Annotated in this window: 26 protein-coding genes and 1 pseudogene; 13 read left to right on the plus strand and 14 right to left on the minus strand. The window is 46.7% G+C overall.

The window, feature by feature from the left end; translation table 11 throughout:
* Positions 1–98: 98 nt before the first annotated feature.
* Entirely contained in the window at positions 99–785 is a 687-nt protein-coding gene (locus PMG71_RS09655; RefSeq protein ID WP_283753461.1) for a 4'-phosphopantetheinyl transferase family protein, read from the minus strand.
* Between the two features lie 293 nt (positions 786–1078).
* Between PMG71_RS09655 and PMG71_RS09660 the strand changes: the two genes are divergently transcribed.
* The 3 genes from PMG71_RS09660 (at position 1079) to mutL (ending at position 5327) form a co-directional block, all read left to right on the plus strand.
* Positions 1079–2482: a serine/threonine-protein kinase gene (locus PMG71_RS09660; protein ID WP_283753462.1), complete on the plus strand. Its 1404-nt coding sequence runs from the start codon at positions 1079–1081 to the stop codon at positions 2480–2482.
* 495 nt (positions 2483–2977) lie between these two features.
* Positions 2978–3349: a hypothetical protein gene (locus tag PMG71_RS09665; protein WP_283753463.1), complete on the plus strand. Its 372-nt coding sequence runs from the start codon at positions 2978–2980 to the stop codon at positions 3347–3349.
* Positions 3350–3647: 298 nt separating this feature from the next.
* Entirely contained in the window at positions 3648–5327 is a 1680-nt protein-coding gene (mutL, locus tag PMG71_RS09670) for a DNA mismatch repair endonuclease MutL (protein WP_347179239.1), read from the plus strand.
* A 220-nt stretch (positions 5328–5547) separates the two neighbouring features.
* Here the strand turns inward: mutL and PMG71_RS09675 are convergent, their stop codons facing one another.
* The 5 genes from PMG71_RS09675 to petP form a co-directional block, all read right to left on the minus strand.
* Complete coding sequence (locus PMG71_RS09675; RefSeq protein ID WP_283753464.1) at positions 5548–6024, minus strand: hypothetical protein; 477 nt, start codon at positions 6022–6024, stop codon at positions 5548–5550.
* Positions 6021–6467, minus strand: a complete 447-nt coding sequence (locus PMG71_RS09680; protein ID WP_283753465.1) for a DUF6932 family protein — start codon at positions 6465–6467, stop codon at positions 6021–6023. Before PMG71_RS09680 ends, PMG71_RS09675 begins: the two co-directional genes overlap by 4 nt.
* A gap of 110 nt (positions 6468–6577) precedes the next feature.
* Positions 6578–7579 carry a chlorophyll synthase ChlG gene (gene chlG, locus PMG71_RS09685; protein ID WP_283753466.1) on the minus strand — a complete coding sequence of 334 codons (1002 nt, stop codon included), beginning with the start codon at positions 7577–7579 and terminating at the stop codon, positions 6578–6580.
* Positions 7580–7621: 42 nt separating this feature from the next.
* A complete protein-coding gene (locus tag PMG71_RS09690; RefSeq protein WP_283753467.1) occupies positions 7622–8788 on the minus strand; it encodes a Get3/ArsA fold putative tail anchor-mediating ATPase NosAFP in 1167 nt (388 codons plus the stop codon).
* Between the two features lie 109 nt (positions 8789–8897).
* Positions 8898–9095 carry a cytochrome b6f subunit PetP gene (gene petP / locus PMG71_RS09695; RefSeq protein ID WP_283753468.1) on the minus strand — a complete coding sequence of 66 codons (198 nt, stop codon included), beginning with the start codon at positions 9093–9095 and terminating at the stop codon, positions 8898–8900.
* A gap of 192 nt (positions 9096–9287) precedes the next feature.
* On the opposite strand from petP, the gene PMG71_RS09700 reads away from it, so the two are divergent.
* The gene (locus PMG71_RS09700; RefSeq protein WP_283753469.1) at positions 9288–9845 is read left to right on the plus strand and encodes a DUF2179 domain-containing protein; all 558 of its coding nucleotides are present in this window, start codon (positions 9288–9290) and stop codon (positions 9843–9845) included.
* On the opposite strand, the gene PMG71_RS09705 is transcribed toward PMG71_RS09700, so the two are convergent.
* Complete coding sequence (locus PMG71_RS09705; RefSeq protein WP_283753470.1) at positions 9842–11128, minus strand: NAD(P)/FAD-dependent oxidoreductase; 1287 nt, start codon at positions 11126–11128, stop codon at positions 9842–9844. The genes PMG71_RS09700 and PMG71_RS09705 overlap by 4 nt on opposite strands.
* 326 nt (positions 11129–11454) lie before the next feature.
* Here PMG71_RS09705 and PMG71_RS09710 point away from each other — a divergent pair, with 326 nt between their 5' ends.
* Together PMG71_RS09710 and PMG71_RS09715 are read left to right on the plus strand one after the other, a co-directional pair.
* On the plus strand, positions 11455–11859 hold the full coding sequence (locus PMG71_RS09710; RefSeq protein ID WP_283753471.1) for a DUF302 domain-containing protein: 405 nt from the start codon (positions 11455–11457) through the stop codon (positions 11857–11859).
* Between the two features lie 140 nt (positions 11860–11999).
* A complete protein-coding gene (locus PMG71_RS09715; protein ID WP_283753472.1) occupies positions 12000–12980 on the plus strand; it encodes an arsenic resistance protein in 981 nt (326 codons plus the stop codon).
* Between the two features lie 23 nt (positions 12981–13003).
* Here the strand turns inward: PMG71_RS09715 and PMG71_RS09720 are convergent, their stop codons facing one another.
* The 3 genes from PMG71_RS09720 to PMG71_RS09730 form a co-directional block, all read right to left on the minus strand.
* Positions 13004–14194: a tetratricopeptide repeat protein gene (locus PMG71_RS09720; RefSeq protein WP_283753473.1), complete on the minus strand. Its 1191-nt coding sequence runs from the start codon at positions 14192–14194 to the stop codon at positions 13004–13006.
* Between the two features lie 107 nt (positions 14195–14301).
* Entirely contained in the window at positions 14302–14934 is a 633-nt protein-coding gene (locus PMG71_RS09725) for an alpha/beta hydrolase (RefSeq protein WP_283753474.1), read from the minus strand.
* Between the two features lie 32 nt (positions 14935–14966).
* Positions 14967–15761, minus strand: coding sequence for an alpha/beta hydrolase (locus tag PMG71_RS09730; RefSeq protein WP_283753475.1), 795 nt, complete (start codon positions 15759–15761; stop codon positions 14967–14969).
* A 165-nt stretch (positions 15762–15926) separates the two neighbouring features.
* On the opposite strand from PMG71_RS09730, the gene ribBA reads away from it, so the two are divergent.
* Entirely contained in the window at positions 15927–17600 is a 1674-nt protein-coding gene (ribBA, locus tag PMG71_RS09735) for a bifunctional 3,4-dihydroxy-2-butanone-4-phosphate synthase/GTP cyclohydrolase II (protein WP_283753476.1), read from the plus strand.
* Positions 17601–17632: 32 nt separating this feature from the next.
* Here ribBA and PMG71_RS09740 read toward each other — a convergent pair whose 3' ends face one another.
* The 3 genes from PMG71_RS09740 to PMG71_RS09750 all read right to left on the minus strand — a co-directional run bounded on the left by PMG71_RS09740 (position 17633) and on the right by PMG71_RS09750 (position 18658).
* On the minus strand, positions 17633–17872 hold the full coding sequence (locus PMG71_RS09740) for a hypothetical protein (protein ID WP_283753477.1): 240 nt from the start codon (positions 17870–17872) through the stop codon (positions 17633–17635).
* 90 nt (positions 17873–17962) lie between these two features.
* Positions 17963–18406 (minus strand): D-aminoacyl-tRNA deacylase, encoded by a 444-nt coding sequence (dtd, locus tag PMG71_RS09745; protein WP_283753478.1) that lies wholly within the window; start codon positions 18404–18406, stop codon positions 17963–17965.
* Between the two features lie 57 nt (positions 18407–18463).
* Positions 18464–18658: a hypothetical protein gene (locus tag PMG71_RS09750; protein ID WP_283753479.1), complete on the minus strand. Its 195-nt coding sequence runs from the start codon at positions 18656–18658 to the stop codon at positions 18464–18466.
* A gap of 432 nt (positions 18659–19090) precedes the next feature.
* Here PMG71_RS09750 and PMG71_RS24120 point away from each other — a divergent pair.
* Both PMG71_RS24120 and PMG71_RS09760 read left to right on the plus strand, forming a co-directional pair.
* Positions 19091–19201: pseudogene (locus PMG71_RS24120) on the plus strand (chlorophyll a/b binding light-harvesting protein); the annotation flags it as partial.
* Positions 19202–19282: 81 nt separating this feature from the next.
* On the plus strand, positions 19283–20014 hold the full coding sequence (locus PMG71_RS09760) for an alpha/beta fold hydrolase (protein WP_283753481.1): 732 nt from the start codon (positions 19283–19285) through the stop codon (positions 20012–20014).
* 200 nt (positions 20015–20214) lie between these two features.
* Here the strand turns inward: PMG71_RS09760 and PMG71_RS09765 are convergent, their stop codons facing one another.
* Positions 20215–21330, minus strand: coding sequence for a CobW family GTP-binding protein (locus PMG71_RS09765; RefSeq protein ID WP_283753482.1), 1116 nt, complete (start codon positions 21328–21330; stop codon positions 20215–20217).
* 194 nt (positions 21331–21524) lie between these two features.
* Between PMG71_RS09765 and PMG71_RS09770 the strand changes: the two genes are divergently transcribed.
* The 4 genes from PMG71_RS09770 (at position 21525) to PMG71_RS09785 (ending at position 24932) form a co-directional block, all read left to right on the plus strand.
* Positions 21525–21800 carry a hypothetical protein gene (locus tag PMG71_RS09770; protein ID WP_283753483.1) on the plus strand — a complete coding sequence of 92 codons (276 nt, stop codon included), beginning with the start codon at positions 21525–21527 and terminating at the stop codon, positions 21798–21800.
* Positions 21797–22201 (plus strand): type II toxin-antitoxin system VapC family toxin, encoded by a 405-nt coding sequence (locus PMG71_RS09775; protein ID WP_283753484.1) that lies wholly within the window; start codon positions 21797–21799, stop codon positions 22199–22201. The genes PMG71_RS09770 and PMG71_RS09775 overlap by 4 nt, the downstream gene beginning before the upstream one ends.
* A 92-nt stretch (positions 22202–22293) precedes the next feature.
* Positions 22294–23754, plus strand: a complete 1461-nt coding sequence (cysS, locus tag PMG71_RS09780; protein ID WP_283753485.1) for a cysteine--tRNA ligase — start codon at positions 22294–22296, stop codon at positions 23752–23754.
* Between the two features lie 83 nt (positions 23755–23837).
* A complete protein-coding gene (locus tag PMG71_RS09785; RefSeq protein ID WP_283753486.1) occupies positions 23838–24932 on the plus strand; it encodes an AI-2E family transporter in 1095 nt (364 codons plus the stop codon).
* The last annotated feature ends 15 nt before the right edge of the window (positions 24933–24947 follow it).

The raw sequence follows: 24947 nt of genomic DNA on the forward strand, positions 1-24947 counted from the left end.
GTGTGAAATGCATCTCAGGAAAGGGTGATCGCGATCGCAGCATCTGTTAGGACCTAGGGGAGCAATGAGACATGGTTGTAGGGGCGAAAAATTTTTCGCTACAGATACCCATTGTTAATTGTTAATTGCTCCAGAACAACCTGCCAGTTTTGTCCCTCAACAGCCACCGCCGCCACTGTACCAGGGGGAGGGCTTAAGGGATATAATGACCAAGCGCGATCGCTCACTTGTGCCCCAGTTTCCGTTAATTGAATTTCGGCTTGTTCGAGTCCCGCTAATCCTTCCCCCATAGCTTTTAAGTAAGCTTCTTTGTACGTCCAATAGCGAAAAAAGGTATAGGGTTGTTGTGCAATAGGGGTTTGTTGAATATGCTGATATTCAGAAGGTAAAAAGAAACGTTTGGCTAAACCCTCTAAGTCTGTTAGGGGGCGAATCGCTTCAATATCTACGCCAAGGGGAGCATTGAGAGCAAAGCCATACAGGGCATAGTTTTTGGAGTGAGAGACATTAAAATTTAACTCAGATTGGGGTAGGGCTAAGGCGGGTTTACCGCGCTGAGAATAGGTAAACTGAAGGTCGGAGGGATGGCAGTTTAAATACTGTGCCAATAAAGAGCGTAACACACCTCGCGCCAGAATGAAGTACCGCCGATGCTCGTCAAAGTGAAAACGCTGCGATCGCTCCAATTCATCGACAGAGAGATAGGATCTCAACTTGGCCAATTGTGGCATAAACGGATTTAAATCAGCCCACCAGAGGTGAAGCTGGCGATCGCATAACATCATCTCTAATTAGTCTGCTCGAAATTTCAAGATTGGTTAATGTGGAAAACCTGGGCAAGGTTTGGCGGAAAAACCTTGACTAGGATGGGGGTAAGGTGGGCAGGAGAATGCCGCGTATTCAACTTCGACAGCTCTTGCCCTGCCCACCCTACGATAATTTAAGCCAGGAACCCTAGTCTCCAAGAAGCCGGGTTTCTTGGAGAAACCCGGCTTCTGATTCCCACCAATGGCTGATCTAAACGCGCCCACCCTATGATATGTAGCATAATAGGGAAAGCTGGCGTTTGTACAAGAACATGGATTGGCAAAAGGGAAAAGTTATCGACCGCAAGTACGAGATTAACAAAGTCCTGGGTGAAGGCGGGTTTGGCATTACCTACAAAGCCAAACACCGCCATCTCCCCGTCACTCGCGTGATTAAAACGCCAAGGACAAAATTTCGTCATGATGCCAACTATGCTGGGTTTGTGCAGCGCTTCCGCAAAGAGGCGCAAACCCTAGCAGGCTTAAAACCCCATCCTCACATTGTGCAGGTGCATGACTTTTTCACTGAGCCGGATGAGCAGAGTCCCTGTTTGGTGATGGAGTTTATCGAGGGGGAAAGTTTATACACTCTGGTGCAGCGTCGGGGGGCACTCCCGGAACAGGAAGCTATCCGCTATATTCAGCAAATTGGCAGTGCGTTAAGCCACATCCACAAAACCGGGTTAGTCCATTTCGATGCTACGCCCATGAATATTATGATGCGACGGGATGGAACCCCAGTATTAATTGATTTTGGCATTGCTGGAGATTGTCCCCCCAGCTCGATTTCTTTTCAAAGGGGAAATCCAGCGTTTGCGCCTTACGAGCAATTTTTAGGCAAGCGGAAAGTAACCGTCGATATCTATACGTTAGCAGCAGGTTTCTATTATGCCGTGACGGGACAGTTGCCAACTCCTTGTAGCGACAGACTGGATAAGCTTCCTTTGATTGATCCCAAAAATCATCAAGCCATTAGTTCCAACTTGAATGATGCCATTGTCTGGGGAATGGCCTTGGAACCACAAAACCGTCCCCAGTCGATACAAAAGTGGTTGGAGTTACCCTGTTTTTCTGAGAGTCTTACGAAGACACTCAAAGTCAATGTACTACCTCCGACTTATGTTCCGAGGAACAAGGGATGGGACTGGTCATGGTTGCCTTGGGTGGGTTCTCCGTCTCCTGCTCCTCAACTGGGGGATGATTTAAGGTCAGAGCGGGGGGTGGACTATACTCGCTTGCAGAGACTGTTGCAGCAGCAGAGATGGAAAGATGCGGATGAGGAAACCTACCGCAGGATGCTGGAAGCGGTGAAACGGGAAAAAGAGGGGTGGTTTCGTGAGGCAGATTTGAAAAACTTTCCCCGCACTGACTTGAGAACCATTGACCAGTTATGGGTGAAATATAGCAAAGGTCGATTTGGGTTTAGCGTGCAAAAACAGATTTGGCTTGACTTGGGAGGAAAGCTAGGAGCATATGATTACGGTACTTTTAAGAAATTGGGCGATCGCGTCGGCTGGCGTAAAAACGGTTCATGGTTAAACTACAGTGATTACACCTTTACTACAAACGCACTACAAGGTCATTTACCTGCCGATCGGGTGGGTCTGGGGGGTGGGTTGTGGTGGTATTGGGATTCGTGGGTTACCCTTTTCTCTTCTCTAGACTCTAGCACATAAGGGTTTCCCAGCATTCATAATTATTTCTTATCAATCTCATCGGTACGGTATTCCTACGTTTGCGGATTTCATTACCTGCCATGTGAACAATGTTCATGTCGGCGAGGAGCCGAAACAATGAACAATGAACAGTGAGGAATAGCCTGCCTGCCGTCCCCTAATTCTTGCTAAAAAGTGACCGAGGATACAGAAATTCACAGGATGTCATTGCGAATGTAACGCAGTGGAATGAAGCAATCTCGATCATCTCGGACTCTTGGCGATGGCTTCCGTGCGATCGCAGTGACACTATAGCAAACCTAAATGAGTTATGTAATGGCTGCCCCTCATCCCCCTGCCCCCTTCTCCCGCAGGAGAAGGGGGAAAAAGTCCCTCTCCCACGGGAGAGGGATTTTCCGCAAAGCGGACATGAAAGGGAGAGGGCATTTCCTGTTGCACAACTCATTTAGACTAGCTATATTTCACCAGATGAGGAAAGCATGAAGAGGTGACCAGATGGCAGAAATTATTTTCAAAACTGACAAACCAGAGGAAGTGACAGAACTGGTTAAAAAGGCGATCGCCGCCGAACTATGCAGGTTAGAAAACAGCCAAAGACTTGCCAGAAAGCGGCTGGATTATTTTGAAGAGAAATATCAACAGCGATCCCCCCTAACCCCCCTTAAAAATGGGGGAACCGGATCGAGCCAGTTCCAGGATACACTTGCAGCAGAAGATATGGAAGGTGGAGACATAGAATATGTCGAGTGGATGGGAGAATATCAGTTTTTTTTAGAACTGGAGGAAAAAATTAAGAGTCTCAAGAGTTTAGAATACAGCGCTTTGCGCTGTAACGGAGTACAGTCTTATTCAGATAAGTCATTGTGAATGGAACGTTTCGCTTCGCGACATGAACATGTCGGCGACAGCCGAAAGTGGAATGAAGCAATCGCAAAATCCCCCAATCTTAGCGATTGCTTCCCTGCGGTCGCAATGACAACTATTTCAACGGACTTGATATGAAATGATTATCCAGAGTCAACTACCCATGATTGATGAAATTGTGGATGAGGTGATTGATAACTTCGCTTAATGTAATTAATTCAACGGACTTGATATTACCCGCCATTCCAGCCCGTAGCGCCATATGCGAAAATAGGGAAGGTGTTTAGATTCCTGATCCATTATCGATTCTCCTGTCTCTACTATCCAATCTTTACCGCCAGATGTGGTACATCGGATCGCTGCGGGTGAGGTGATTGACTCGATCGCCGCCGTGGTTCGAGAATTAGTGGAAAATGCCCTCGATGCGGGGGCGACACGCTTGGAAATTGAGATTTGGCCACAACACTGGCGGGTGAGAGTGGCGGATAATGGTCAAGGTATGAATCGAGAAGATCTCATTCAAGCGGCAAGATCCCATACTACCAGTAAAATTCATACCATCACTGACCTCGATCGCATTACCAGTTTAGGCTTTCGCGGTGAAGCGCTCCATAGTTTAGCCCAACTTTCCCAACTGGAAATTTGGAGTCGGGGCAGTGCAGGGGAAGGATGGCGCGTTCAGTATAACGCCTTGGGGGAACCGGATCTCATTGATGCCGTGGCGATCGCCCCTGGTACAATCGTAGAAGTTTCCCATCTGTTTGAAACTTGGGCATTGCGTCGCCAAGGGTTTCCCTCTCCTCCCCAACAACTGCGAGCCATTCAAACCCTGATTCAAAATATTGCCCTCTGTCATCCCCATATTTCCTGGAAAGTCAGCCAAGAGAGTCAACCCTGGTTTACCATCAGCCCAGGGAAAAATGCCCAATCAATTTTGCCCCAACTGCTCCGGGATGTAAAAGTGAATGATCTGTGTTTTCAGCAACTTGAGTTAGGGCAAGAGGGGTTTAATCCAGAATTAGATAGTTTAGAATTGGTCTTAGGCTTACCCGATCGCTGTCATCGGGGTAAACCCGATTGGGTTAAAATTGCTGTTAATGGGCGTTTGGTGCAATGTCCCGAACTGGAAAATACGGCGATCGCCGCCATGAGTCGCACTGTCCCCAACAAGCGCTACCCCGTCTGTTTCCTCCATTTGCACCTATCCTGCGATCGCATCGACTGGAACCGTCACCCCGCTAAATCTCAAATCTATCTCCATCCCCTCAAACCCTTGCAAGAATCCGTACAAGCGATAATTTATGATTCCCTAAAACTCAGTGATATTACTCTCACCCAAGCCGTCCATCAACAGCGAGTCGGGCAACTGCTCAGAGCCTCCGAAAAGTCCGGTTCCTATCAAGTCGCGCCCAAAACCAACGCCCCCACGCCCTTAGCCCTCAAAGCAGTCGCTCAAATTCGCCAAACTTACATCGTCGCCGAGCATCCAGGAGGACTCTGGTTAGTCGAGCAACACATTGCCCATGAGCGTATTTTATACGAGCAATTGTGCGATCGCTGGCAGTTAGTCCCCCTCGACCCCCCCATCATCCTCAACCACCTCACCCCCAAACACATCGAACAACTCACCCGTATCGGTTTAGATGTAGACCCCTTTGGCGAAGGTCTCCACGCCATCCGCAATGCTCCCCAACTGCTCCAACAACGGGACGATTGCGCCGAAGCTCTGCGGGAACTCGCCGCCGGAGGAGACCTAGAAACCGCTCAAGTTGCCACAGCCTGCCGCAGTGCCATCCGCAACGGTACACCCCTGACATTACCCGAAATGCAAGACATCCTAGATCAGTGGCAAAGAACCCGCAACCCCCACACCTGCCCCCATGGTCGCCCCATATACCTGTCTCTAGAAGAAACCTCCCTCGCCCGATTTTTCCGCCGTCATTGGGTGATTGGTAAAAGTCACGGCATTCAAGAGCGCTAGGAATTCAAGAACGGAAACTATATCAAACACCAAAACTACAAGCAAATTATCCGTCATATGACGTACACTCGAATTCCCCATGATGCTCTTGAACAATAATTTGATACGCACTCGTCAGACCCAATCCAGTTCCTTGACCAATAGGTTTAGTGCTGAAAAAAGGATCAAAAATCTTACCCCTAATAAAAGCACCAAATAGAATAAAAATATTGACGTTATTTCAACTCTTCATTGATTGAATTACTTGGATTTCGTCTAAATCTACTTGCATGATGGCCTGTTGTAGAGAAACGCCTAAAACTGTCGCTACTTCTACAATTTCCATAAAGCTGCATTCCCGGTAATGGCTATCCTCATTGTCATAAATTCGTTCTGGTTCAATGTTTAAAAGGCTGGCGAGTTCTTCCTGAGTTAATTGGGCAGCAATTCGGGCTTTGATTAGAACATCGGGAAGTTTGGTTAAACTCTCCACAGTTACCTGAATGGGTTGATGAGGGTGAGCATAGGTTAAGCTTTCGTATTCAGCAATTTCTGATTGCAGTTGTTCTACTTGATAGTGTAATGCTTCTTGATTCAGTTGCCACTTTTGTGGGTTATGCATTTTAAGCTCGGTTGAGCATTCCAAATCAGCAATAGATTTTTGTAATTTGTCAATCCATTCTTGAGTGATTTCATACTCTTGTTGGTTTTTAATCATGGCTCCCACCTCATTAAGTCAATAGCAATAATGCCTTTGGCATTACCTTGTCTATCCTGTTGAAAAAAATCTAAAGAGCTATTGCCATAGTTTCCTACGGGTTGGCTACAGGGAAATAGTTCACCTTTATATTTTGCTTTTTGGGCATTGCGGTCATAAAAATTCAGTAACTGAGGGGCATTCGCTCTCAGATCATCGATATTTAAAGTTTCTAGGTCGTAACAAGCATCAAAATCACCGGGTTGAGGTTCGTTGGTAACAAAACTGCCGTTAATATAAATGGTTCGGCATCCAGCAGCTTTAAGTTCACCCATGGCTAACTCTAATCCTTGAATCATACGAGATCTAAGAAAGTTAGTCCCAAACCTCTGTTTAAATTCTTCCCATTCGCAAACATATACACCAGGAGGCAGATTACCATTATGGTCAAATTTAGGAATCATTTGGATTCTGGGGAAGCTAACAAGAAGACAGCCGAGTAGGTAGGGTGGGCAGGAGAGGGTTATGCCATTTCTCCTGCCATATCCTGCCCACCCTACGATGTAGTTGCTGATTATATGCCTGCGTGACCTAAAGCCATGGCAGTAACAAGCATTCCCAGAACCAGGAACGGTTGAGCGCTGGCTTGGTATTTGACATCATTTTCCAAGGGATTCCGCAGGAAATACATATCTTGGAACGTGATTTGGGGAATCACGAATAGGAGCAGAATGGTGGCATAGAAATTTTCGTGAATGCTGATGAGATAGGCGGCAACTCCGGCTTGGAAAATATCAATCATCAGCACACAAATCCAGGCTGCTTTGCCAATGCCGAACATGACGGGAAGGGATTTTAAGCCTAGCTTGGTATCTCCTTCCACGCTCTTGAAGTCGTTAACGATCGCAATCCCCAATCCCGAAAGGCTGTAAAATAGGGTCAAAATGGCGATCGTCCAATTCATTTGCCCAAACAGAGCATGACCCGCCCACCAGGGAAAAGCGATATAACTTGCACCCAAGGCATAGTTACCGAGCCAACCATTTTGCTTCAGTTTCAGGGGGGGAGCCGAATAGATATAAGAAATATAGCTGCCAAAAACAGCAATCATGGTGATGACCTTTACCTCATGGCCCGCCCAAACATCTAAGCCATAGGCCAAGGCTATCCCGGCTAAGAGTAAGACCCAAATCTGGGCTTCTACCTGGTTGGTAGAAATCGCTCCAGAGGGAATAGGTCGATAGGGTTCATTAATGGCATCAATTTCCGCGTCGTAATAATCATTCATCGTTTGGGTATACCCCACCATCAAGGGCCCCGACAGCAGCATACAAGCGGCTGCCATCAACACATTCTCGACACTCCAGGTAAAGCCTCCAGAAGAAACCGCCCCACAGAGAACCCCCCAAATCAGAGGAATCCAAGTAATGGGTTTCATCAACTGAAGGCGAATCTTCCAAATATTGGTTTCTTTAGTATCTGCACCCTTCATGCCCAACATTTGTCGGGTTTGGGCGCTGCTACCCCGTCGCCGTCGGGACGAAGTGGGATTGGCTGCGGTATCGTCGTTGCTCATAGATCCAAATATCCTACTCTCCTAAACTTCCCATAGTAATGATTAAAATGAAATCCTTAAATACCGGTCTTGGAACTTAGCGCCCTTGACCGGTTGACCACTCAAGGCAGGAGGCAACAAGATATTGCGCCGTTGGTCACCGGCTTCAATGGTGATTTCTGGCCCATACTGGGTGAGTTTAACTTGTTTCTTATCAAATCCCGGTAAAAACAAACTCACAGTCTTCTGAGCCACATCAATGCTAATGGCTTTGGGGGCCTGGGAGGCTTCCGTAAAGTCCGGTAGAGCATTTTGCAGGACTTGCCAATTTTTACTTTTCTCAAAGGGGACAATACTGATTTTCAAAGGCTCAAATTGGGCTGTAGCGGTACTCACGTCCATCGCCTCATGGTCGAAGGTATCGTACAATTCTTCAAAGCTATTGGCCGTTGCTGCTGCTTGGGTATCTTGAAGCACGGATTTATTCAAAATTACGCCTCCCACAGTCACCCCCACTTGTTGGGCACTGCCCCATAAATCCATGGCTTTAGCCAGGGCTGTTTTATCCCCTGTGGTCACCAAATAGGCTGCTACTCGATGGGGATCGTTCACTGCGGCTTTGCCCTCATCCAGGCTTGAATTGGCTTCTTGAGTGGGTGCGGCAAAATTATCTTTAGACAGGTCTACATTCAAAATGGCGCTGCTAATGGGGCCCAAAAAGGGCGATAAAGCCTGACCTACATCAGAGTTTACGATCACATCTCGGAAACGACGGATATACCAGCTCATAATTTCCGGCGTTCCCAACATTCGCAGGGTTTCGCGATCGCCATCTCCATCATAAACAATTACATCATATTTTCCACTCTGGTCGTAATCTCGCAGAGCATACAGAGCCAGCGCTCCATCCATTCCCGGCAATAATCCTAGCTCTTGACCAAAGACTTCCTTAAAAAACGGCTTCTGTAAATATCGCGCTTCCAGCTTCTTCACATCTTCCCAACTGCGCTCTAATAAGGCAGCACTCCGGAGGTTAACGGCCTCCAGATTCGGTTCAATGGCCCCTGGAGTTCCCTCCACTGGCCCCAACATCAATCCAATCACCCCAGGCGGTTCAGAGAGGGCTAACAGCACCCGTTTTCCCGCACTGGCCATTTGTTTCGCCGTGGCAATGGCTAGGGTTGTTTTACCCGTGCCACCCTTACCCAAAAATGTCAGAATCAGAGCCATGTCTGTTAATTATTCACAATCACGCTGTTGTCCCAGTTTAGCGCTTTCATGGGTTCTCAGTGACCAAGGGTCAAGCCAATGGTCACTGTTTATAATCGATTGAGGGGTCTTAAACCGCGATTAGCTCTTCTTCAAAGAACCAAGTGGAAAATTGACCACTAAACTCAACCACAAAACCGACACCCGAACCATCGACCATTTTATAGCCGGTGATTGTCCCTACAGGATTCTGCTTGATTTTATCTACCAGATTGGCAGGGATGCGATCGATTAAACCCTTTACTTTTACCTTCTGACCAATATCCATTTATTCCATCTATATATTGATGTTCTCCAATTCCACAGTTTATAGCAATCGGGGATCGTTAGCCGAATCTTTCCCGTTCAACTCTTGGGTGAGTGATGGGCAGTTGACAGCCCAGCATTGATAGGGGAAAGTTAATAGTTGACAAACCAGGCTCCTTAAGCATCTCTGCATAGCCTCTTACCAGAATTGATTATGTTCATTGAAAATTGGCCAGAAATCTTGCTAATCTTTACCATGAGATTAGGGGATGTTACCCTGGGAACCCTAAGAATTAGTATGCTGGTTCGGGGATATCGCTTCGTCGCAGCCGTCTTGAGTTTCCTAGAATCTCTGCTCTGGCTGATTGCTACGGCCCAAGTCTTGACCAGTCTCAGTAATCCCAGTCAGTTTGTTGCTTTTGCCGGTGGCTATGCCATGGGGACATTTGTGGGTTCAACGATTGAACAATGGTTAGCCCTGGGTGAAAATCTCTTACGGGTGATTGCTCCGACGGATTCCCCTCCAGTGGCTGACTCATTACGCAACCTTGGCTTAGAAGTTACGGTTCTTAATGCCCAGGGACACCAAGGAGGGGTGCGGATTTCGTTCTGCGTGATTCCAGCCCGTAAGCGGGAGTTAGTGTTAAAAACGGTGGAAGCGGTTAATCCAGAGGCTCTCACGACGATTGAGAAGATTACCACAGCCGATTTACAGCGCTATAGCCTCCCGAAAAATTTTTCCGGTTGGTTCTCCCGGTTAAAACAGCGTTAAACGGGTTTGTAGGTATAGGGTTTAGCGATGTTGACTTGGAATAAGATCCGCAGGCCTAAGCGTTCAAACCAGGGCATTCCTAAACCCCATCTCATTTTCACCATGAAGTAATATTCGAGCATTTCTTTACCCAAAACGACCCAACGGCCTTTGAGGGCATAGGAATTTTGACGCTCTCCTAAAGTGGGGTCGGGGAGTACGGGAATGGCGACATAAACGATGCCTGTGTCTCCAAATTCGGCTAAACAAACCGATTCGAGGGTGGGACGCTGGAAGGGGCCAGAAATGGCTCCACTGGCCACAGCAATATTATGGGCTACGGCGACGGCCATGGCTTCGGTCATGGCTCCACTTTTGGGTAGACCGATGGGAATTGCGGTTTTATCGGGTTGGTCGAGTGCAACGGCTACTCCTAGAGCGTAGACGGAGGGAAAGTCCCGATGCTGATAGGTGGGGTTTACGGGAATGAAGCCTTTGGCGTTGGCAATGGCTGGCAGGTTTTGCAGGAATTTGGCTCCCCGGAAGGCGGGTAAGATCATGGAGTAGCTGAAGGGGAGTTTTTCGCCGGTTTTGAGGGTAACGGTGTCTGGGCTGATGTGGGTAATTTCTGCATTGACGATGGTTTGGATGCCTCGTTCTTCGAGGAGTTCGGTGGTGTATTTTTGGGAGTTTTTGACATCGCTTACGCCGAGGTGGCCGATGTAGGGTTCTGGGGTGACATAGGTGAGGGTGGCTCGATCTCGTAATCCTCGACGGCGTAATTCCCAGTCTGCCATGAGCAGGAATTCGTAGGCGGGGCCAAAACAGCCGGCTCCGGGGGCGGCTCCGACGACGAGGGGGCCGGGGTTTTCGAGGTATTTTAACCAGGCTTCCCGCGCATGAATGGCGTGATCGGCGGTACAGACGGATTGGGTGTAGCCGCCATGGGGGCCGAGTCCGGGGATGGCATCAAAGGCGAAGGAGGCTCCGGTGGCGATCGCTACATAATCATAATCAACGGTCTGTCCCCCTTCTACGGTAATGGTTTGGGTATGGGGGTTGAGATCGGTGACTTTTTGGCTAATCCAGTCAATTCCCAAGCGCTTGGTGTGGGGTTCGAGGTCGATCTGTAGGGAGTCGAGGGAGGCCATGTCTAGGGCGACTCGGATTAATCCAGGGATGAAGGTGAAGTGGGAGTGATCGCTAATGAGGGTGATGCGATCGCTCTTAGGCAGTAGGCTGCGTAATTCATGTACGGCTGGTAATCCGCCTAAACCGGCTCCAATTACTACAACGTTTGTCATTCTTTTTTCTCCAAAGTGTGCTTGTGTACCGATCGCTCACCTAACGAGAGGCGATCTCAATCCGAAATTTTGTCTATTAATATAACTATATAGTAATTCAATCAGAATGACAAACTTTTCTAATAATCACTTGCTTATACTGACTAGCGATCTTGAGTTATCCCCTCCGAAAAGCCGCTAAACTCTTTTTTAGAGAGACTTAAAGTAGACCAAAAATCTTGTGTTCCTCAAAAACACTTGACAACCAAATAGCTATGTTTTATTGTTAAAACAACAGGGGCAACCGAGCCAACCGCCCTGACTACTGAAACAGAAGATGGAAGACCATGAATTATCACTTTAGTATTGTCTTAAATACGACCATGGAAGGGGCGATCGCCCAAGTTACCGATGCACTGAAACAGGAAGGGTTTGGTATTTTGACCGAAATCAATGTACAAAATTCCTTCGCCAAACATGGTATCGATTTTCATGCCTATCGCATTCTCGGTGCGTGTCATCCCCAGCTTGCCCATCGTGCCCTACAAGCGGATGACAAAGCAGGAACCCTCTTTCCTTGTAATGTCGTGGTGCAAGAGAGGGGAGAAGGGGTGGTTGAAGTCTCTGCGGTAAACCCCTTGGGAATGCTCAAAGCGGTTGAACATCCAGATGTGCAAGCCATGGCAGCAGATGCGAGTCAGAAAATGCAAGCAGTCATTGACCATCTGAAAGAACCTGCCTTAACCGCATAGTATTTCAACTTGCACAGTCAGAACCACCCAGCTCTCTAATGCTAATCTTTCCTCCAATTTAGGTCACCCTCTCCCCAATTCATCAGAGCGTAATTGGGGAGAGTTCTTGTTACATTACTCTAATCTTGATTGAATCAATTATGTGGAAGATATTATCGTTCTTACAAAAAAACTTAACCTGGTCAATTCCTATCTTTATGATTTTAGGAGTTGTCTATGGATTCTTCATCAATCCATCAGGACTCAAATCCCTGATTATCCCTCTCACTTTCTTAATGGTCTATCCCATGATGATCAATTTACAAATGAAGAAAGTGATATCCGGGGGAGATTTCAAAGTTCAAATTGTCACTCAAATCATTAACTTTGCAGTGATTCCCTTTTTTGCCTTTGGGGTCGGGAAACTCTTCTTTAACGATCAACCCCTGATCCTCTTGGGTTTACTCCTCACTTCCCTCTTGCCTACCAGTGGCATGACCATTTCCTGGACGGGCTTTGCTAAGGGTAATATTAACGCCGCCATTAAAATGACGGTGATTGGCTTAATTGCTGGCTCGATTGCCACTCCCTTTTATGCCAAATATCTGATGGGGACAGTGATTGAGATTCCCCTGGTCGATATCTTTAGACAAATTATCATCATTGTCTTTTTGCCGATGATTTTAGGCCAGGTGACCCAATTCCTGCTGATTCGCCAAGTCGGAATGGATAAATATCAGAAAAATTTGAAGAAAAAATTCCCTGTATTTTCTACATTAGGGGTTTTAGGAATCGTATTTGTGGCAATGGCCTTAAAATCAAAAGCCATTTTTGCCAATCCGGTGATGTTGTTGTCGCTGTTAATTCCTTTGGTCACTATTTATGGGTTTAACTTTCTGTTGAGTACCATCATTGGTAAGGCTTTATTCGATCGCGATGATGCGATCGCCCTGGTCTATGGTACAGTGATGCGTAACCTCTCCATTGCTCTGGCGATCGCCATGACGGTATTCGGTGAACAAGGCTCAGAAATTGCCCTGATTATCACCATGGCTTATATCATTCAAGTACAAGCGGGTGCATGGTACGTCAAGTTTACTGACCGCATTTTTGGTAAACTGCCGACTTCAGAAGCGGTTTAAATAATATGGATGGGGAATTGACCTTAAAGTTCAGTAAATCCCATGGTGGCGAGTTCTTGCTGTAGTCTTTCCCCTTCTTGAGGGTTGATCCCTTTATAAAGCCCGATCGCCTCTTTAAATGCCTTCAAACTTTCGGGAACATTGCCCCCTTTGAGATAGGCAACCCCTAAGTTCTGATAAGCTTGGGCATATTGGGGATTATATTGGATGGCTTTACGATAAGCGGCGATCGCACTGTCGAGTTTTCCTAGCGTCTTAAATGCCATGCCTCGGTTAAAGTAACCTACGGCAAAGGTGGGGTCAATTTCAATGGTTTTCTGATACATTAACAGGGCATCGCCTAGGTTGCCTTGAGCTTGCAGCAAGTTGCCCAGGTTATTATAGGCTCCTAGTTTCAAGGGCAACAACACCTCTATAGAAATCGCCTCTTTATAATATTTGATCGCCCTGGCAAACTTTTTCAAGCGACTGTACGCCAAGGCCAAATGATAATAGAGTTCAAACTTAACTAAATCGCTCGTGTCTTGAGAAAGGGCACTTTCTAAGAGTTCAATTCCGAGTTTGACCTCTCCCATTTGGCTGTAGAGCGCTCCTAATTTGCTGCAAGTGTAGGGGTCTCCAGGATGATCTCTTAAATAGCCCTCCATGGCTAATTTCGCCCGCTCTGCCTTGTTTTGAGCCGCGATAATGCTCGGTTGATAGCCATAATGATCGATCGCGATCGCTGGTAAACTGGCAATTTTCCAATGGGGTTCATGCTTTAACAAGGCTTCTACGGAATCATCAATAATGGCATGATAGGGGCGGGTAAATTGCACTTGGGGATGATTGCGAAACAGTCGAGAAACCAGGGAATAGGGAGATTGGGTAGCCCCAATTTCGTGACGAATTAAGTTAATCACTAGATGATCTTCGGAGGTTATCGCCTGTTTCAGGGGGTTAATGGCGCTGGGATTCAAGTGTTCATCAGCATCTAAGACTAAAATCCAGTCTCCCTGTGCATATTTGAGGGATTCATTACGGGCGATCGCAAAATCATTGCACCATTCAAAATATTCTACCTGTGCCCCCCATTGTTTGGCGATTTCCACCGTGCGATCCGTTGAACCGGTATCCAAAACCACCATTTGATCGACCACATCTTTCACGCTTTTCAAGCAAGCGGGCAGATTTTGCTCTTCATTTTTAACAATAATGCACAAGCTTAAGGTCATGGGTAATGAGTAATGAGTAATGAGTAATGAGTAATGGGTAATGGGCGATTCTCCCTATCCCCCCATCTCCCTATCTCCCCATCCCCCCAAAAGGGGGAAATGGGAGTTTAAGGACTTTCCACGTTTTCGCAGTCGCAGACAATGCTACTGAGAAAATCCTTGACAATGGCGATCGGCAACTCTAACTGTACCCCAACGCGATCCACAAAGGCGATCGCATCATTAGCCACCTGTTGCACGCGCTGTCCATCCACATAGAGTCCTTCCGTGGGGTATTTCTGCAAGAACTCTAACAGAGAAATTTGGCCATCATCACTTGCAGATAGGGTAACCGCAGAGCGCAAAGCTTGAATATTGGCATTTCCGGACTTGGTACTGAACAGATAGCCTAATTCAAACAACACATACTCTCCCGGTAAGGAGTAGAACACCCGATCCACAAATAACAAGTTCAGTCCCACTTGATAGGTTAACAGCTCGCGCATCTGTTCCGGCTCGACATTAGCCGCATTCAGAATAAACCGAATAATCGCGGATTGCTCTCCGGTTTCCACAAATTCGGCTAAATCAGATACAGGAACCGAACGAGAAACGGGGCCATACTTAAACACCACCCGTTCCGCACCCAGAGCTGCCGAACTGCCTAAACACAGACTAGCAGCCGCCGCGCAGACTAGGGGACGAGTCCGAACCATCCACTGAGAAATCTGGTGTTGAATGGACTGTATAACTGTAGACATAAGCATTGAGTCTCAAAAGTAATCAACCGGATTTACTCAACGGTGGCGCTGAGACGAGAAAGGTTAGTGAAGTTCACTGACTCTAATACAATGGAGTCATCGACTGTACTTTTAATCACGATTCCATCTTCCGTTACTTCTGCTGTATAGCTGCTGGGTTTGCAGGTATTACTCCCTGGAGCAGAAGCGGAGAGTCCATCAGTGCTAGGCAGACTGCTAGAGGTTTCGCATTCACAGACGATATCTTGCAGGAAGCGTTTGGCGACTTCTAAGGCAGGAATAATCCGTTCGACCAGAGCTTTGGCTTGTAGATAAATTGGCTCTAAGCTAGTGACATCTACGGTAATGGTTTGAATGGGATAGCGTTCGAGCAAGCTAATCAGGGAGAGTTCCCCATCTTCTTCGACCGCTTCTAAGAGGGTATTTTTGACCGCTTCTAAATCCTGGCTACTGGCAGATGAGGCGATCGCCTGATCTAATTTCAGTACAACAAACTCCCCTGTGGAGGTATTGACCAGGTTTCGGAAAAAGTCAGGGTTGACTCGAATCGACAAATTCAGGATATCTTGGACTTCCGAGGGCACTTGATCCGTATTATCTAAGAAGCGCTGTAAATCAGAGGGAATTGTACCATTGCGGGCAAATTCTCTCAGTTCGCGCACCCCTAGGGTCACTTCCTCAGATTTATATTTGAAAATGATCGTATCCGCAGCTTGGGCAGTGGGAGCGAAACAGAGCATACTGGCTGCACTGGCTGCGGTTCCCAATAAAGCGGCGATCGCTCCCTGACGAAGACGATCTAGGGATTTGATGCTAACTCTATCCATCGCGTTCTCCTCAACAGATGTGACTCTATAATAAGCATGATTTGCTCTATCAACTAAAAATTTAAAATTAAAAGTGAGTTATAAACGGCTGCCCCCCTCCCTCCATCTCTCCCTTTCCCATTCGGGGTACAATAACAACTAAACACCGATCACCACTCTCTCACTGTGACTTCCTCTCCTTCCTTTCAGTTTGACTCCATTGAAAGCGCGATCGCCGACCTCAAACTCGGCCGTATGGTGGTTGTGGTTGATGATGAAAATCGGGAAAATGAAGGCGATCTCGTTGGCGCTGCACAGTTCGCGACTCCCGATATGATTAACTTTATGGCGGTTTATGCGCGGGGGTTAATCTGTTTGGCAATGATGGGCGATCGCCTCGATCAACTCGATCTCCCCCTCATGGTTACCCACAACACGGATAAAAACCAAACTGCCTTTACCGTCAGTATCGATGCTTCCCCAGAACTCGGAGTCAGTACCGGCATTTCTGCCGAAGACCGGGCCCGCACCATTCAAGTCGCCATTAATCCCCACACTCGCCCCCACGACCTACGACGACCGGGCCATATCTTTCCCCTGCGATCGCGGGAAGGCGGAGTTTTAAAACGAGCCGGTCATACGGAAGCTAGTGTGGATTTAGCCCGGTTAGCGGGTTTATATCCAGCCGGAATTATCTGCGAAATTCAAAACCCCGATGGCTCCATGGCCCGACTGCCGCAACTGATCCGCTATGCCCAATATCATGAACTGAAAATTATTAGTATTGCCGATCTGATTGCCTATCGTTTGCAACATGAACGGTTTGTTAAACAAGAAGCATTAGCGAGTCTGCCCACCCAATTTGGCGAGTTTAAGATCTACGCCTATCGCAACACCTTAGATGATTCAGAACATATTGCTATCGTTAAAGGCGATCCGAGTGAATTTTCTCAGCAAGTGGTCACCGTGCGGATGCATTCGGAATGCTTAACGGGAGATGCATTAGGCTCTCTACGCTGTGATTGTCGGATGCAACTGCAAACGGCCCTGAAAATGATTGACCATTCGGGAGCGGGGGTTGTGGTCTATTTGCGTCAGGAAGGGCGAGGAATTGGCTTAGTGAATAAACTTAAAGCTTATATGCTCCAAGATCAGGGTTTAGATACGGTAGAAGCGAATGAAAAATTAGGCTTTCCGGCTGATTTACGCAACTATGGGGTCGGGGCGCAAATTCTGAATGATTTAGGGGTGAAACAATTCCGTCTGATTACCAATAATCCGCGCAAAATTGCCGGATTAAAAGGCTATGGTTTGGAGATGGTCGATCGCGTTCCTCTGCTGATTGAAGCCACGGATTATAATTCGGCTTACTTAGCAACGAAAGCCCAAAAACTGGGCCATTGGTTGCTACAAACCTATTTAGTCACCGTCGCTCTAGAGTGGAAAGATCCCAATCCTTCGGTGACTCAACGGTATGAATGGTTAGAAAAACTGCGCTATTGGGCCGATCGGGAAAATTTACTGTTGCAGGAAGAAACGCGGCCAGTGGCGATCGCCCTGTTTACCCATCCGTCCTTAATCGTTCATTTAGGCTTCGATCAACCCTATAGCGATCCCATGGAATGGTATCACGATGCCGAACATCCCTATTCCCAGGCGATCGCCTCCTGGTTAGATTTGCTCATAGATTGGTCACCGGTTCAGCGCTTGGAATTTCTCGTCAGCGATGGATCAGACCCCCTTGATGGTCTGCAACTGAAGCTACAAAGACAACCCTGCGATCCCCAAACCTCTCTCCCTTCTTCCCTCTTTGAGCGTCTGGAAACCCAGAAAATCTATAGTTTTAGCATGGGGAGCTAATTCGGGATGCGATCGCCGATTCAAGTTTATTGTTATTCTTGTGTTTGACCCCCACTTTGCTCTTGTTCAAGGGCCTCTTCGGTGCGTTCATAGGGGTTGGTTTTCCGCTCCCATTGGGGAATTAAGCCCACCAAAAATTTATTCAGCGTCACGCGAGTTTGTTCGCTTGCAGGGCCTAAAGGTTCCGGCAGAAAGCGATCGCCAACTAACACAAAGACTAAAAATAGAATACTCGACAGAATTAACCAGGGTTTCAAATACGCAAATTTCATCTTCATTTCCTCATCATTGGGCATTGTACTAGCCCTAGTATTCCCTAGCTTTTAGTCAATCCTTTCATGGGATATTCATCCAATTCAGCCCTATTCTAAAAGCAAGGTCACGGGGCCATCATTATCAATTTTAACCTCCATCATCGCCCCAAATTCCCCCGTTTCTACCCTTAAACCGCTCTGCTTGAGCAGGCTGACAAACTTCTCATAAAGAGCTTTCGCCGGTTCCGGAGCAGCAGAGCGATCGAAAGAGGGACGACGACCTTTACGACAATTTCCATACAAGGTAAATTGACTCACCACCAACAGTTCACCCTCGATCTCTTGTACAGATTTTTGCCAACGGCGATCGCTACATTCTGGATCGGGAAAGAGCCGCAATTCTAGACATTTTTTTGCCATCCATTCTAGATCTTTCTCCGTATCTGTATCTGTAATTCCTACGAGCAAGTTTAATCCTCGGCCAATCTTACCGATAATCTGGCCATTCACGGATACGGAAGATGCAGTCACTCGTTGAATTAGGACGCGCATAGGGCTAGGGAAGAGGCAAAAAGGGGCGATCGCACTTATTGCTCTAATTTAGCACATCTAGCCTTGGTCTACAGATAAAGTGACTTCTATGTTTTGTTGACTGATTTGATAACTAGCATAAGCTTGATACCGTTCAATTTCTTGAGTCACATTTTCAATGCTTTCCCATTCTTCTTTTTCGACACTTTCTAATAATTCCTTTTCTTCTGTACTCAATGAGATTTCCTTGTTCAATAGATTGGATGACATCATCAAAGGTAATTCCCCTTTCTTCTTTCAAGCTCTGGTTTTTGTTCCTATTCCAGTTCAAAGGTTTCATGTTTGCTTCATCCTCTCCTCCATCCTTCCTCCTCATTGAAGCTATATAGATGCCTTCAGGGGGCGCACCAGAGCCAGGATCGCCCTTATTCCTCTAATCTAGCACATCTCAGGATTCTCAATATTATTGATAGTTATTCTAAATAGTTGCCGAGATTACGAACACAAGAGAGCCTCAACACTCTGACCCTCGATCCCCAAAAACCAGTAAAATCAAGACTTTTTCTCGTTACCGATACCGAAAATCTATCACTTTACAAAACTTTACCTTTTTATAATTGACAATAATTCCAAATTAAGTTTCAATGAGTGACTGTTGAGATAGATTCTCAACAACAGCAACGCTCTAACTCAGTTAACGATCCTATGCAAACCTACGAAAACCCCAAAGTCACCTATGACTGGTGGGCAGGCAATGCAAGATTTGCCAACCTTTCCGGGCTATTTACAGCAGTTTTCGATGCTATGGGGTGCATTTGAAGCGCCCTCAATTCGCCCTTAGACAACACTCAGATGGACTTTCTTACTCATTACTCATTACTCATTACTCATTACTTAATGATGCAATTACCTGATGTTTTGTGGATTAATGTCAATCCCAGTTTTCGCCGCTTCCATCGTCCCCTGCTGAGGCTATTATCTGCCCATGTCCCCCTGGCAGAATGGCAATATGAGCAAACGGAAGATGAGGGAACTTGCTTAAATCAGGGGTTAGGATTGCTTCATCACCATATTCAGCAGTACGATCGCCCCTTACACTTACTCGGCCATGGTACGGGAGGATTGTTAGCCCTATTGTATGCTCGTCGCTATCCGCAAAGCGTGCGATCGCTCACTTTGCTCTCGGTGGGGGTATATCCGGCGATCGATTGGCAAGCCCATTACTATGTACAATTGGGTTTACTGCCCTGTTCCCGCGATCGCATCTTAACCCAAAGTGCCTACAATCTCTTTGGGGTTCATTCTCCCCCCGTGATTGCCGAATTAGTCAGAATCTTAGAAAAGGACTTAAAAACCTCCCTCTCTCCCCATTCCCTCTATAGACGCGCTCAAATTCTCCCCAGTGAACTCGATCCTCCCCTCTTCGTCAGTCGAGGAAACCAAGATCTAGTCGTCGATCCGAGCTTATTTGAGGGATGGAAACCTTGGTTAAAAGAGGGCGATCGCCTTTGGGAATGTCCCCATGGACGCTATTTTTTCCACCATACCCATCCCCAACTGGTGAAACGGCAAATTCTCAACTTCTGGAAATCCCTAACCCCACTCTACTCCATCCTCAAAAGTGCTTAAAGCTCACTTTAGGAGTGCGAGCATCTTGCTCGCTTATTCCTTACTACTGCCGTGACAACCCTAAAATGGTGGGTTACGGCGGATTGATAGATTGCTGTCAGATTCTAGGTTTTAGCCGCCTAACCCACCCTACGCTAATGCACATTTTTAGCTGTGTCACGGCACTAGGGTGCATTAAAAACGCACCCTAAAGGACTAGATTACCCTCCAAAGCCTCTACCCCGATGGGTAGAAGGTAGGGTTAGGCAATTATTCAACTGGGAAAGCAGGGTTTCTCGATCCAAATCTTGACCAATTAACACAAGCTGATTTTTCGGTTCCCCTTTCCATTCTTGATCGTCAAGGGTAAACCGTTTACCACTGAGGTGAAAGATATGGCACATAGGGCTTTCATCAAACCAGAGAATGCCCTTAGCGCGGAAGATATTCGGCGGTAAGTTATGATCGAGAAACTTTTGAAACTTCTTAATCGAGAAGGGGCGATCGCTCTGAAATGAAATCGACATAAATCCATCATTTTCCAAATGGTTAGAATGATGATGGTGGTCATGATCGTGATGGTGGTGATGTTCATGGTCATGATCGTGATGGTGGTGATGGTCATGATCGTGATGATGGTCATGATCGCGATCGTGGCTACGATCATCCTCTTGCTCAAAGTATTTATCCGACTCAAACAAACCCACGCTCAAAATTAACGGTAAAGAAACCTGACTTTTCACCGTCCTTAAAATCCGAGCATCCGCCTTAATATCGCGGATTCTCACCTCCAAACTATCTACATCCGCTTCATCAACCAGATCGGTTTTATTCAAAAGGATAATATCCCCATAGGCAATCTGACTATAGGCGGCTTCCGAATTAAACAAATCTAAGCTAAAATTTTCTGAGTCCACCAGGGTAACAATGGAATCGAGACGGGTTAGATCGCGCAATTCTGTACCCAAAAAGGTCAGCGCTACGGGAAGGGGGTCAGCAATTCCTGTAGTTTCCACCACCAAATAATCGAGATGTTGCTGACGCTCTAGGACGCGATAGACTGCATCAGCCAATTCATTATTAATCGTGCAGCAAATACAACCATTACTCAATTCCACCATATCTTCATCGGTGGAAATAATCAGTTCATTATCAATTCCTATTTCGCCAAACTCATTCACCAGAACAGCCGTTTTTATTCCCTGTTGGTTACTGAGAATGTGATTGAGCAGGGTAGTTTTCCCGCTTCCGAGGAACCCCGTGATGATGGTTACTGGTAGAGGAGGTGAAGCGGTGTCTTGTTGTTCAGAGGGTTTTGAGGTTACTGTTGAGGTCATAAGGCTACTGTGAAAACGATTCTCAATTCTCCTATTATTACCCATAAACAGAGAATTGGGCGATCGCCTGACCCATCCAGTCGATCCGGGCGATCGGTCAAGGAGAAAACAACATACAATTGATACGTTACAATATTGACAGGCCAGCTCAATACGGATAGGATAGAATTAGAAAACCTAAAAATTAAGCCAAGATGGAAAACACAATTACGATAGCTCTCACCCCAGAAGGTAACTTAGAACTCCCTCCAGAAATTCGAGAAAAATTTGCTAACGGCGAACAATACTCGGTATTGACAACAGAAGATTCAATTATTTTCAAAAAGAACCCCATATCTTCATCTTCTATTCAGAACAATCACTTACCCTTAATTCCAGAACAACCCTATGCCTACTATGCCGATCCAGAAGAACCTGCCATCCCCTCAGAAGACTGGAATATGGAAAATGAAGATCAAGGCATTTTATGATTATTTTGGACACTCATATTTTAGTTTGGTGGATACAAAATGATCCTCAATTAAATTCCTATCACCGTGAATGTATTGAACAGGAAAGAAGTAATGGATTAGGCGTTTGTACAATCAGTTTAATTGAGATAGCTAGATTAGTCAGTGCGGGCCGAATTATTCTGCCTATACCGATCGCCCAATGGTTCGAGATCGCCCTAGGGCAAGAAGGCGTAATGCTGATATCAATTACACCAGCTATAGCAATTGAGGCTCAAACCTTACCTGGTGATTTTCACAAAGATCCAGCAGATAGAATCATTGTTGCCACAGCCCGATTATCTAAAGCTTCTATTGTGACCATCGATCGGAAAATACTCAACTATCCCTATGTTCAAACAATTCTACCAACGACCCCTTGATTGTTTTCTCTGCGATTGACTAATTTATTACCCATTACTCATTACTTAATTTGGTATGATGAGGGCTGACCCATTGGAAAGTGTGCTGCCCCATGACCCTAACGTTGACCAATACCCTCACCCGCAGTAAACAGCCCTTCGAGTCCCTGGAACCGGGGAAAGTGCGGATTTACTGTTGCGGAGTCACCGTTTATGACTACTGTCATCTCGGTCATGCGCGGTCTTACATTGCTTGGGATACCCTGCGGCGCTATCTGCAATGGCGAGGGTATCAGGTGCGCTATGTGCAGAATTTTACTGATATTGACGATAAGATCCTCAAACGAGCTAGGGAAACCGGCTCAACCATGGAAGCAGTAGCCGAAAAATATACCCAAACCTACTTTGAAGATATGGCGCGGTTAAATGTCCTGGAAGCGGATGAATATCCCAGGGCAACCCATACCCTAAACGGGATTTTACGGCTGATCCATGAGTTGGAAACTAAGGGCTATGCCTATGCTTCTGGGGGCGATGTCTATTACCAAGTGCGTCAGTTTCAGGACTATGGCAAGCTTTCCGGGCGCAAGTTGGAGGAGATGCAAGCGGGAGCATCGGGGAGAGTGGTAGAGAGTGGAGAAGAGGCGAAGAAAAAAGATCCCTTTGATTTTGCTCTGTGGAAGGGAGCTAAACCGGATGAACCGAGTTGGGAGTCTCCTTGGGGAAAAGGTCGCCCCGGATGGCATATTGAATGCTCGGCCATGGTGCGCGACTGTTTAGGAGAGACGATTGATATTCACTGTGGGGGCGCGGATCTGGTGTTTCCCCACCATGAGAATGAGGTAGCGCAATCGGAAGCGGTGACGGGTCAACCCTTGGCCCGGTATTGGTTACATAATGGCTTTGTGACGGTGAATGGGGAAAAAATGTCCAAGTCTTTGGGCAATTTTACGACGATTCGGGATTTGTTGGACTCGGAAGGGGGGCCGGAACCGATGGCGCTCCGGTTGTTTGTGCTTCAGGCCCAATATCGTAAACCGATCGATTTTACTCCAGAGGCGATCGCCTCAGCACAACGGTCTTGGAATACTCTCAAAGAGGGCTTATCCTTTGGTTACAAACAAGGGGCAATCTGGGGATGGGATATCCAGGGGAAATCTGAGGATCTCAATCCGGAGAGTGTGGCAAAGTTCAATAGTGCCATGGATGATGACCTGAATACATCAGGCGGATTAGCCGTATTATTTGAATTAGCCAAAGGGTTAAACCGAGAACAAAATCGCTTGATTCATGAGGGTAAAACGGAGGTCAATCCAGCACAGTTATATGAACAATGGCAAACTTTAGTAACGCTCTCCCAAGTTTTGGGGTTAGAAGTGGAAACCGAGACAGCAACGGAGTCCCCAGGATCGCAACTGAGTGATGAGGAGATTGAAGAGGCGATCGCCGCTCGTCAAGCTGCTCGCAAAGCCAAAAACTTTGCCGAAGGCGATCGCATTCGCGACGACTTACAAAACCAAGGCATTACCCTCATCGATCAACCCGGTGGTCTCACCCAATGGCATCGCAATTAACTTCCTGAATAGGGAAAACTGGGTTTTCCCCATTTCCCATTCCCTATTCCCCATTCCCCATTCCCCATTCCCCATTCCCTTTTATGCGCGAACAACGGATTACTTTTTCCCTATCCACGTTCCTCTTAACCTTACTCTCGGTGCTGCTCATTGTCCTCTTGTGGCAATTACGGGGACTCGTACTGTTGTTAATGATTTCTATTGTTCTAGCCGCTTCCATTTCTCCCTTAGTGGATGGGGCCGAACGCCTGCGTATTCCTCGATGGTTAGGGGTAATTTTAGTCTATCTAACCCTACTTTCTGGATTAACCGGTCTGGGTTTATTAATCGGCCCAACTGTGTTTCAGCAAATCGAGCGCCTGATCCAAAAACTGCCTTCCTATGCCGAAATTTTAATTCAATTAGCAGAAAATTTACTGGATAATTGGACGAATACTCCCCCAGAACTCTTTAACCTCGTCGATCTGCAACAAATTACCAGTTGGCTGATCCGCTCTAGTCAACAATTAGTGCTGAGATCCTATAGCATTACACGAGGGATTATTGGGGGAGTCTTTAGCCTGATTTTATCCCTGTTTATCTCCGGTTATATGGTCGCTGATAGCCAAACCTTAATTAACAGTTTGGTGCGCCTACTCCCTGAACCTTGGGATAGCAAAATCGCCGCCCAAGTGCCCACCATTGGCTACCGCATGGGGAGTTATATTCGCGGACGGTTGATTGTCTCTTTTATCCTGGGAATTGTCACCACGGTAGGCTTAGGTATCCTAGGATTACGGGAGTTTTCCCTGGGTTTAGGGGCGATCGCCGGAGTCACCAACCTGATCCCGTTTATCGGCCCGGTTTTAGGAGCTATTCCCGCTTTAGTCGTGGCGATCGCCTCCGGAGGTTGGACATTTTTGTGGGTACTACTCTTTTTTGTCGTGATTCAAAATGTCGAAACCTACATCCTCGATCCCTTCCTCGTCGGTTCATCCGTTGGCATTCATCCCCTCTATCAACTCTTAGCCGTTCTCGGAGGAACTCAAGTTCTAGGAATTATCGGAGCCTTAATTGTGCCCCCTTGGGTAGCTGGAGCAGCAACCTTGCTAGAAAATCTGTATATTCAACCGAAATTAGCCGCAGAAAAAGCCACTGAACTGAGTTCTCAGGCTACCGAAGATTTCGGGGATCGATAAACAGAACTCGTCCGA

This window comes from Roseofilum acuticapitatum BLCC-M154 (genome assembly GCF_030068475.1).
GTDB classification, from domain to species: domain Bacteria; phylum Cyanobacteriota; class Cyanobacteriia; order Cyanobacteriales; family Desertifilaceae; genus Roseofilum; species Roseofilum acuticapitatum.

What these genes read in the sequence shown, in the direction of transcription:
- PMG71_RS09655 (WP_283753461.1), bottom strand. Translation starts at nt 785, where the DNA reads ATGATGTTATGCGATCGCCAGCTTCACCTCTGGTGGGCTGATTTAAAT.
- PMG71_RS09660 (WP_283753462.1), top strand. Translation starts at nt 1,079, where the DNA reads ATGGATTGGCAAAAGGGAAAAGTTATCGACCGCAAGTACGAGATTAAC.
- PMG71_RS09665 (WP_283753463.1), top strand. Translation starts at nt 2,978, where the DNA reads ATGGCAGAAATTATTTTCAAAACTGACAAACCAGAGGAAGTGACAGAA.
- PMG71_RS09675 (WP_283753464.1), bottom strand. Translation starts at nt 6,024, where the DNA reads ATGATTAAAAACCAACAAGAGTATGAAATCACTCAAGAATGGATTGAC.
- PMG71_RS09680 (WP_283753465.1), bottom strand. Translation starts at nt 6,467, where the DNA reads ATGATTCCTAAATTTGACCATAATGGTAATCTGCCTCCTGGTGTATAT.
- chlG (WP_283753466.1), bottom strand. Translation starts at nt 7,579, where the DNA reads ATGAGCAACGACGATACCGCAGCCAATCCCACTTCGTCCCGACGGCGA.
- PMG71_RS09690 (WP_283753467.1), bottom strand. Translation starts at nt 8,788, where the DNA reads ATGGCTCTGATTCTGACATTTTTGGGTAAGGGTGGCACGGGTAAAACA.
- petP (WP_283753468.1), bottom strand. Translation starts at nt 9,095, where the DNA reads ATGGATATTGGTCAGAAGGTAAAAGTAAAGGGTTTAATCGATCGCATC.
- PMG71_RS09700 (WP_283753469.1), top strand. Translation starts at nt 9,288, where the DNA reads ATGTTCATTGAAAATTGGCCAGAAATCTTGCTAATCTTTACCATGAGA.
- PMG71_RS09705 (WP_283753470.1), bottom strand. Translation starts at nt 11,128, where the DNA reads ATGACAAACGTTGTAGTAATTGGAGCCGGTTTAGGCGGATTACCAGCC.
- PMG71_RS09710 (WP_283753471.1), top strand. Translation starts at nt 11,455, where the DNA reads ATGAATTATCACTTTAGTATTGTCTTAAATACGACCATGGAAGGGGCG.
- PMG71_RS09715 (WP_283753472.1), top strand. Translation starts at nt 12,000, where the DNA reads ATGTGGAAGATATTATCGTTCTTACAAAAAAACTTAACCTGGTCAATT.
- PMG71_RS09720 (WP_283753473.1), bottom strand. Translation starts at nt 14,194, where the DNA reads ATGACCTTAAGCTTGTGCATTATTGTTAAAAATGAAGAGCAAAATCTG.
- PMG71_RS09725 (WP_283753474.1), bottom strand. Translation starts at nt 14,934, where the DNA reads ATGTCTACAGTTATACAGTCCATTCAACACCAGATTTCTCAGTGGATG.
- PMG71_RS09730 (WP_283753475.1), bottom strand. Translation starts at nt 15,761, where the DNA reads ATGGATAGAGTTAGCATCAAATCCCTAGATCGTCTTCGTCAGGGAGCG.
- PMG71_RS09740 (WP_283753477.1), bottom strand. Translation starts at nt 17,872, where the DNA reads ATGAAATTTGCGTATTTGAAACCCTGGTTAATTCTGTCGAGTATTCTA.
- dtd (WP_283753478.1), bottom strand. Translation starts at nt 18,406, where the DNA reads ATGCGCGTCCTAATTCAACGAGTGACTGCATCTTCCGTATCCGTGAAT.
- PMG71_RS09750 (WP_283753479.1), bottom strand. Translation starts at nt 18,658, where the DNA reads ATGATGTCATCCAATCTATTGAACAAGGAAATCTCATTGAGTACAGAA.
- PMG71_RS09760 (WP_283753481.1), top strand. Translation starts at nt 19,283, where the DNA reads ATGATGCAATTACCTGATGTTTTGTGGATTAATGTCAATCCCAGTTTT.
- PMG71_RS09765 (WP_283753482.1), bottom strand. Translation starts at nt 21,330, where the DNA reads ATGACCTCAACAGTAACCTCAAAACCCTCTGAACAACAAGACACCGCT.
- PMG71_RS09770 (WP_283753483.1), top strand. Translation starts at nt 21,525, where the DNA reads ATGGAAAACACAATTACGATAGCTCTCACCCCAGAAGGTAACTTAGAA.
- PMG71_RS09775 (WP_283753484.1), top strand. Translation starts at nt 21,797, where the DNA reads ATGATTATTTTGGACACTCATATTTTAGTTTGGTGGATACAAAATGAT.
- cysS (WP_283753485.1), top strand. Translation starts at nt 22,294, where the DNA reads ATGACCCTAACGTTGACCAATACCCTCACCCGCAGTAAACAGCCCTTC.
- PMG71_RS09785 (WP_283753486.1), top strand. Translation starts at nt 23,838, where the DNA reads ATGCGCGAACAACGGATTACTTTTTCCCTATCCACGTTCCTCTTAACC.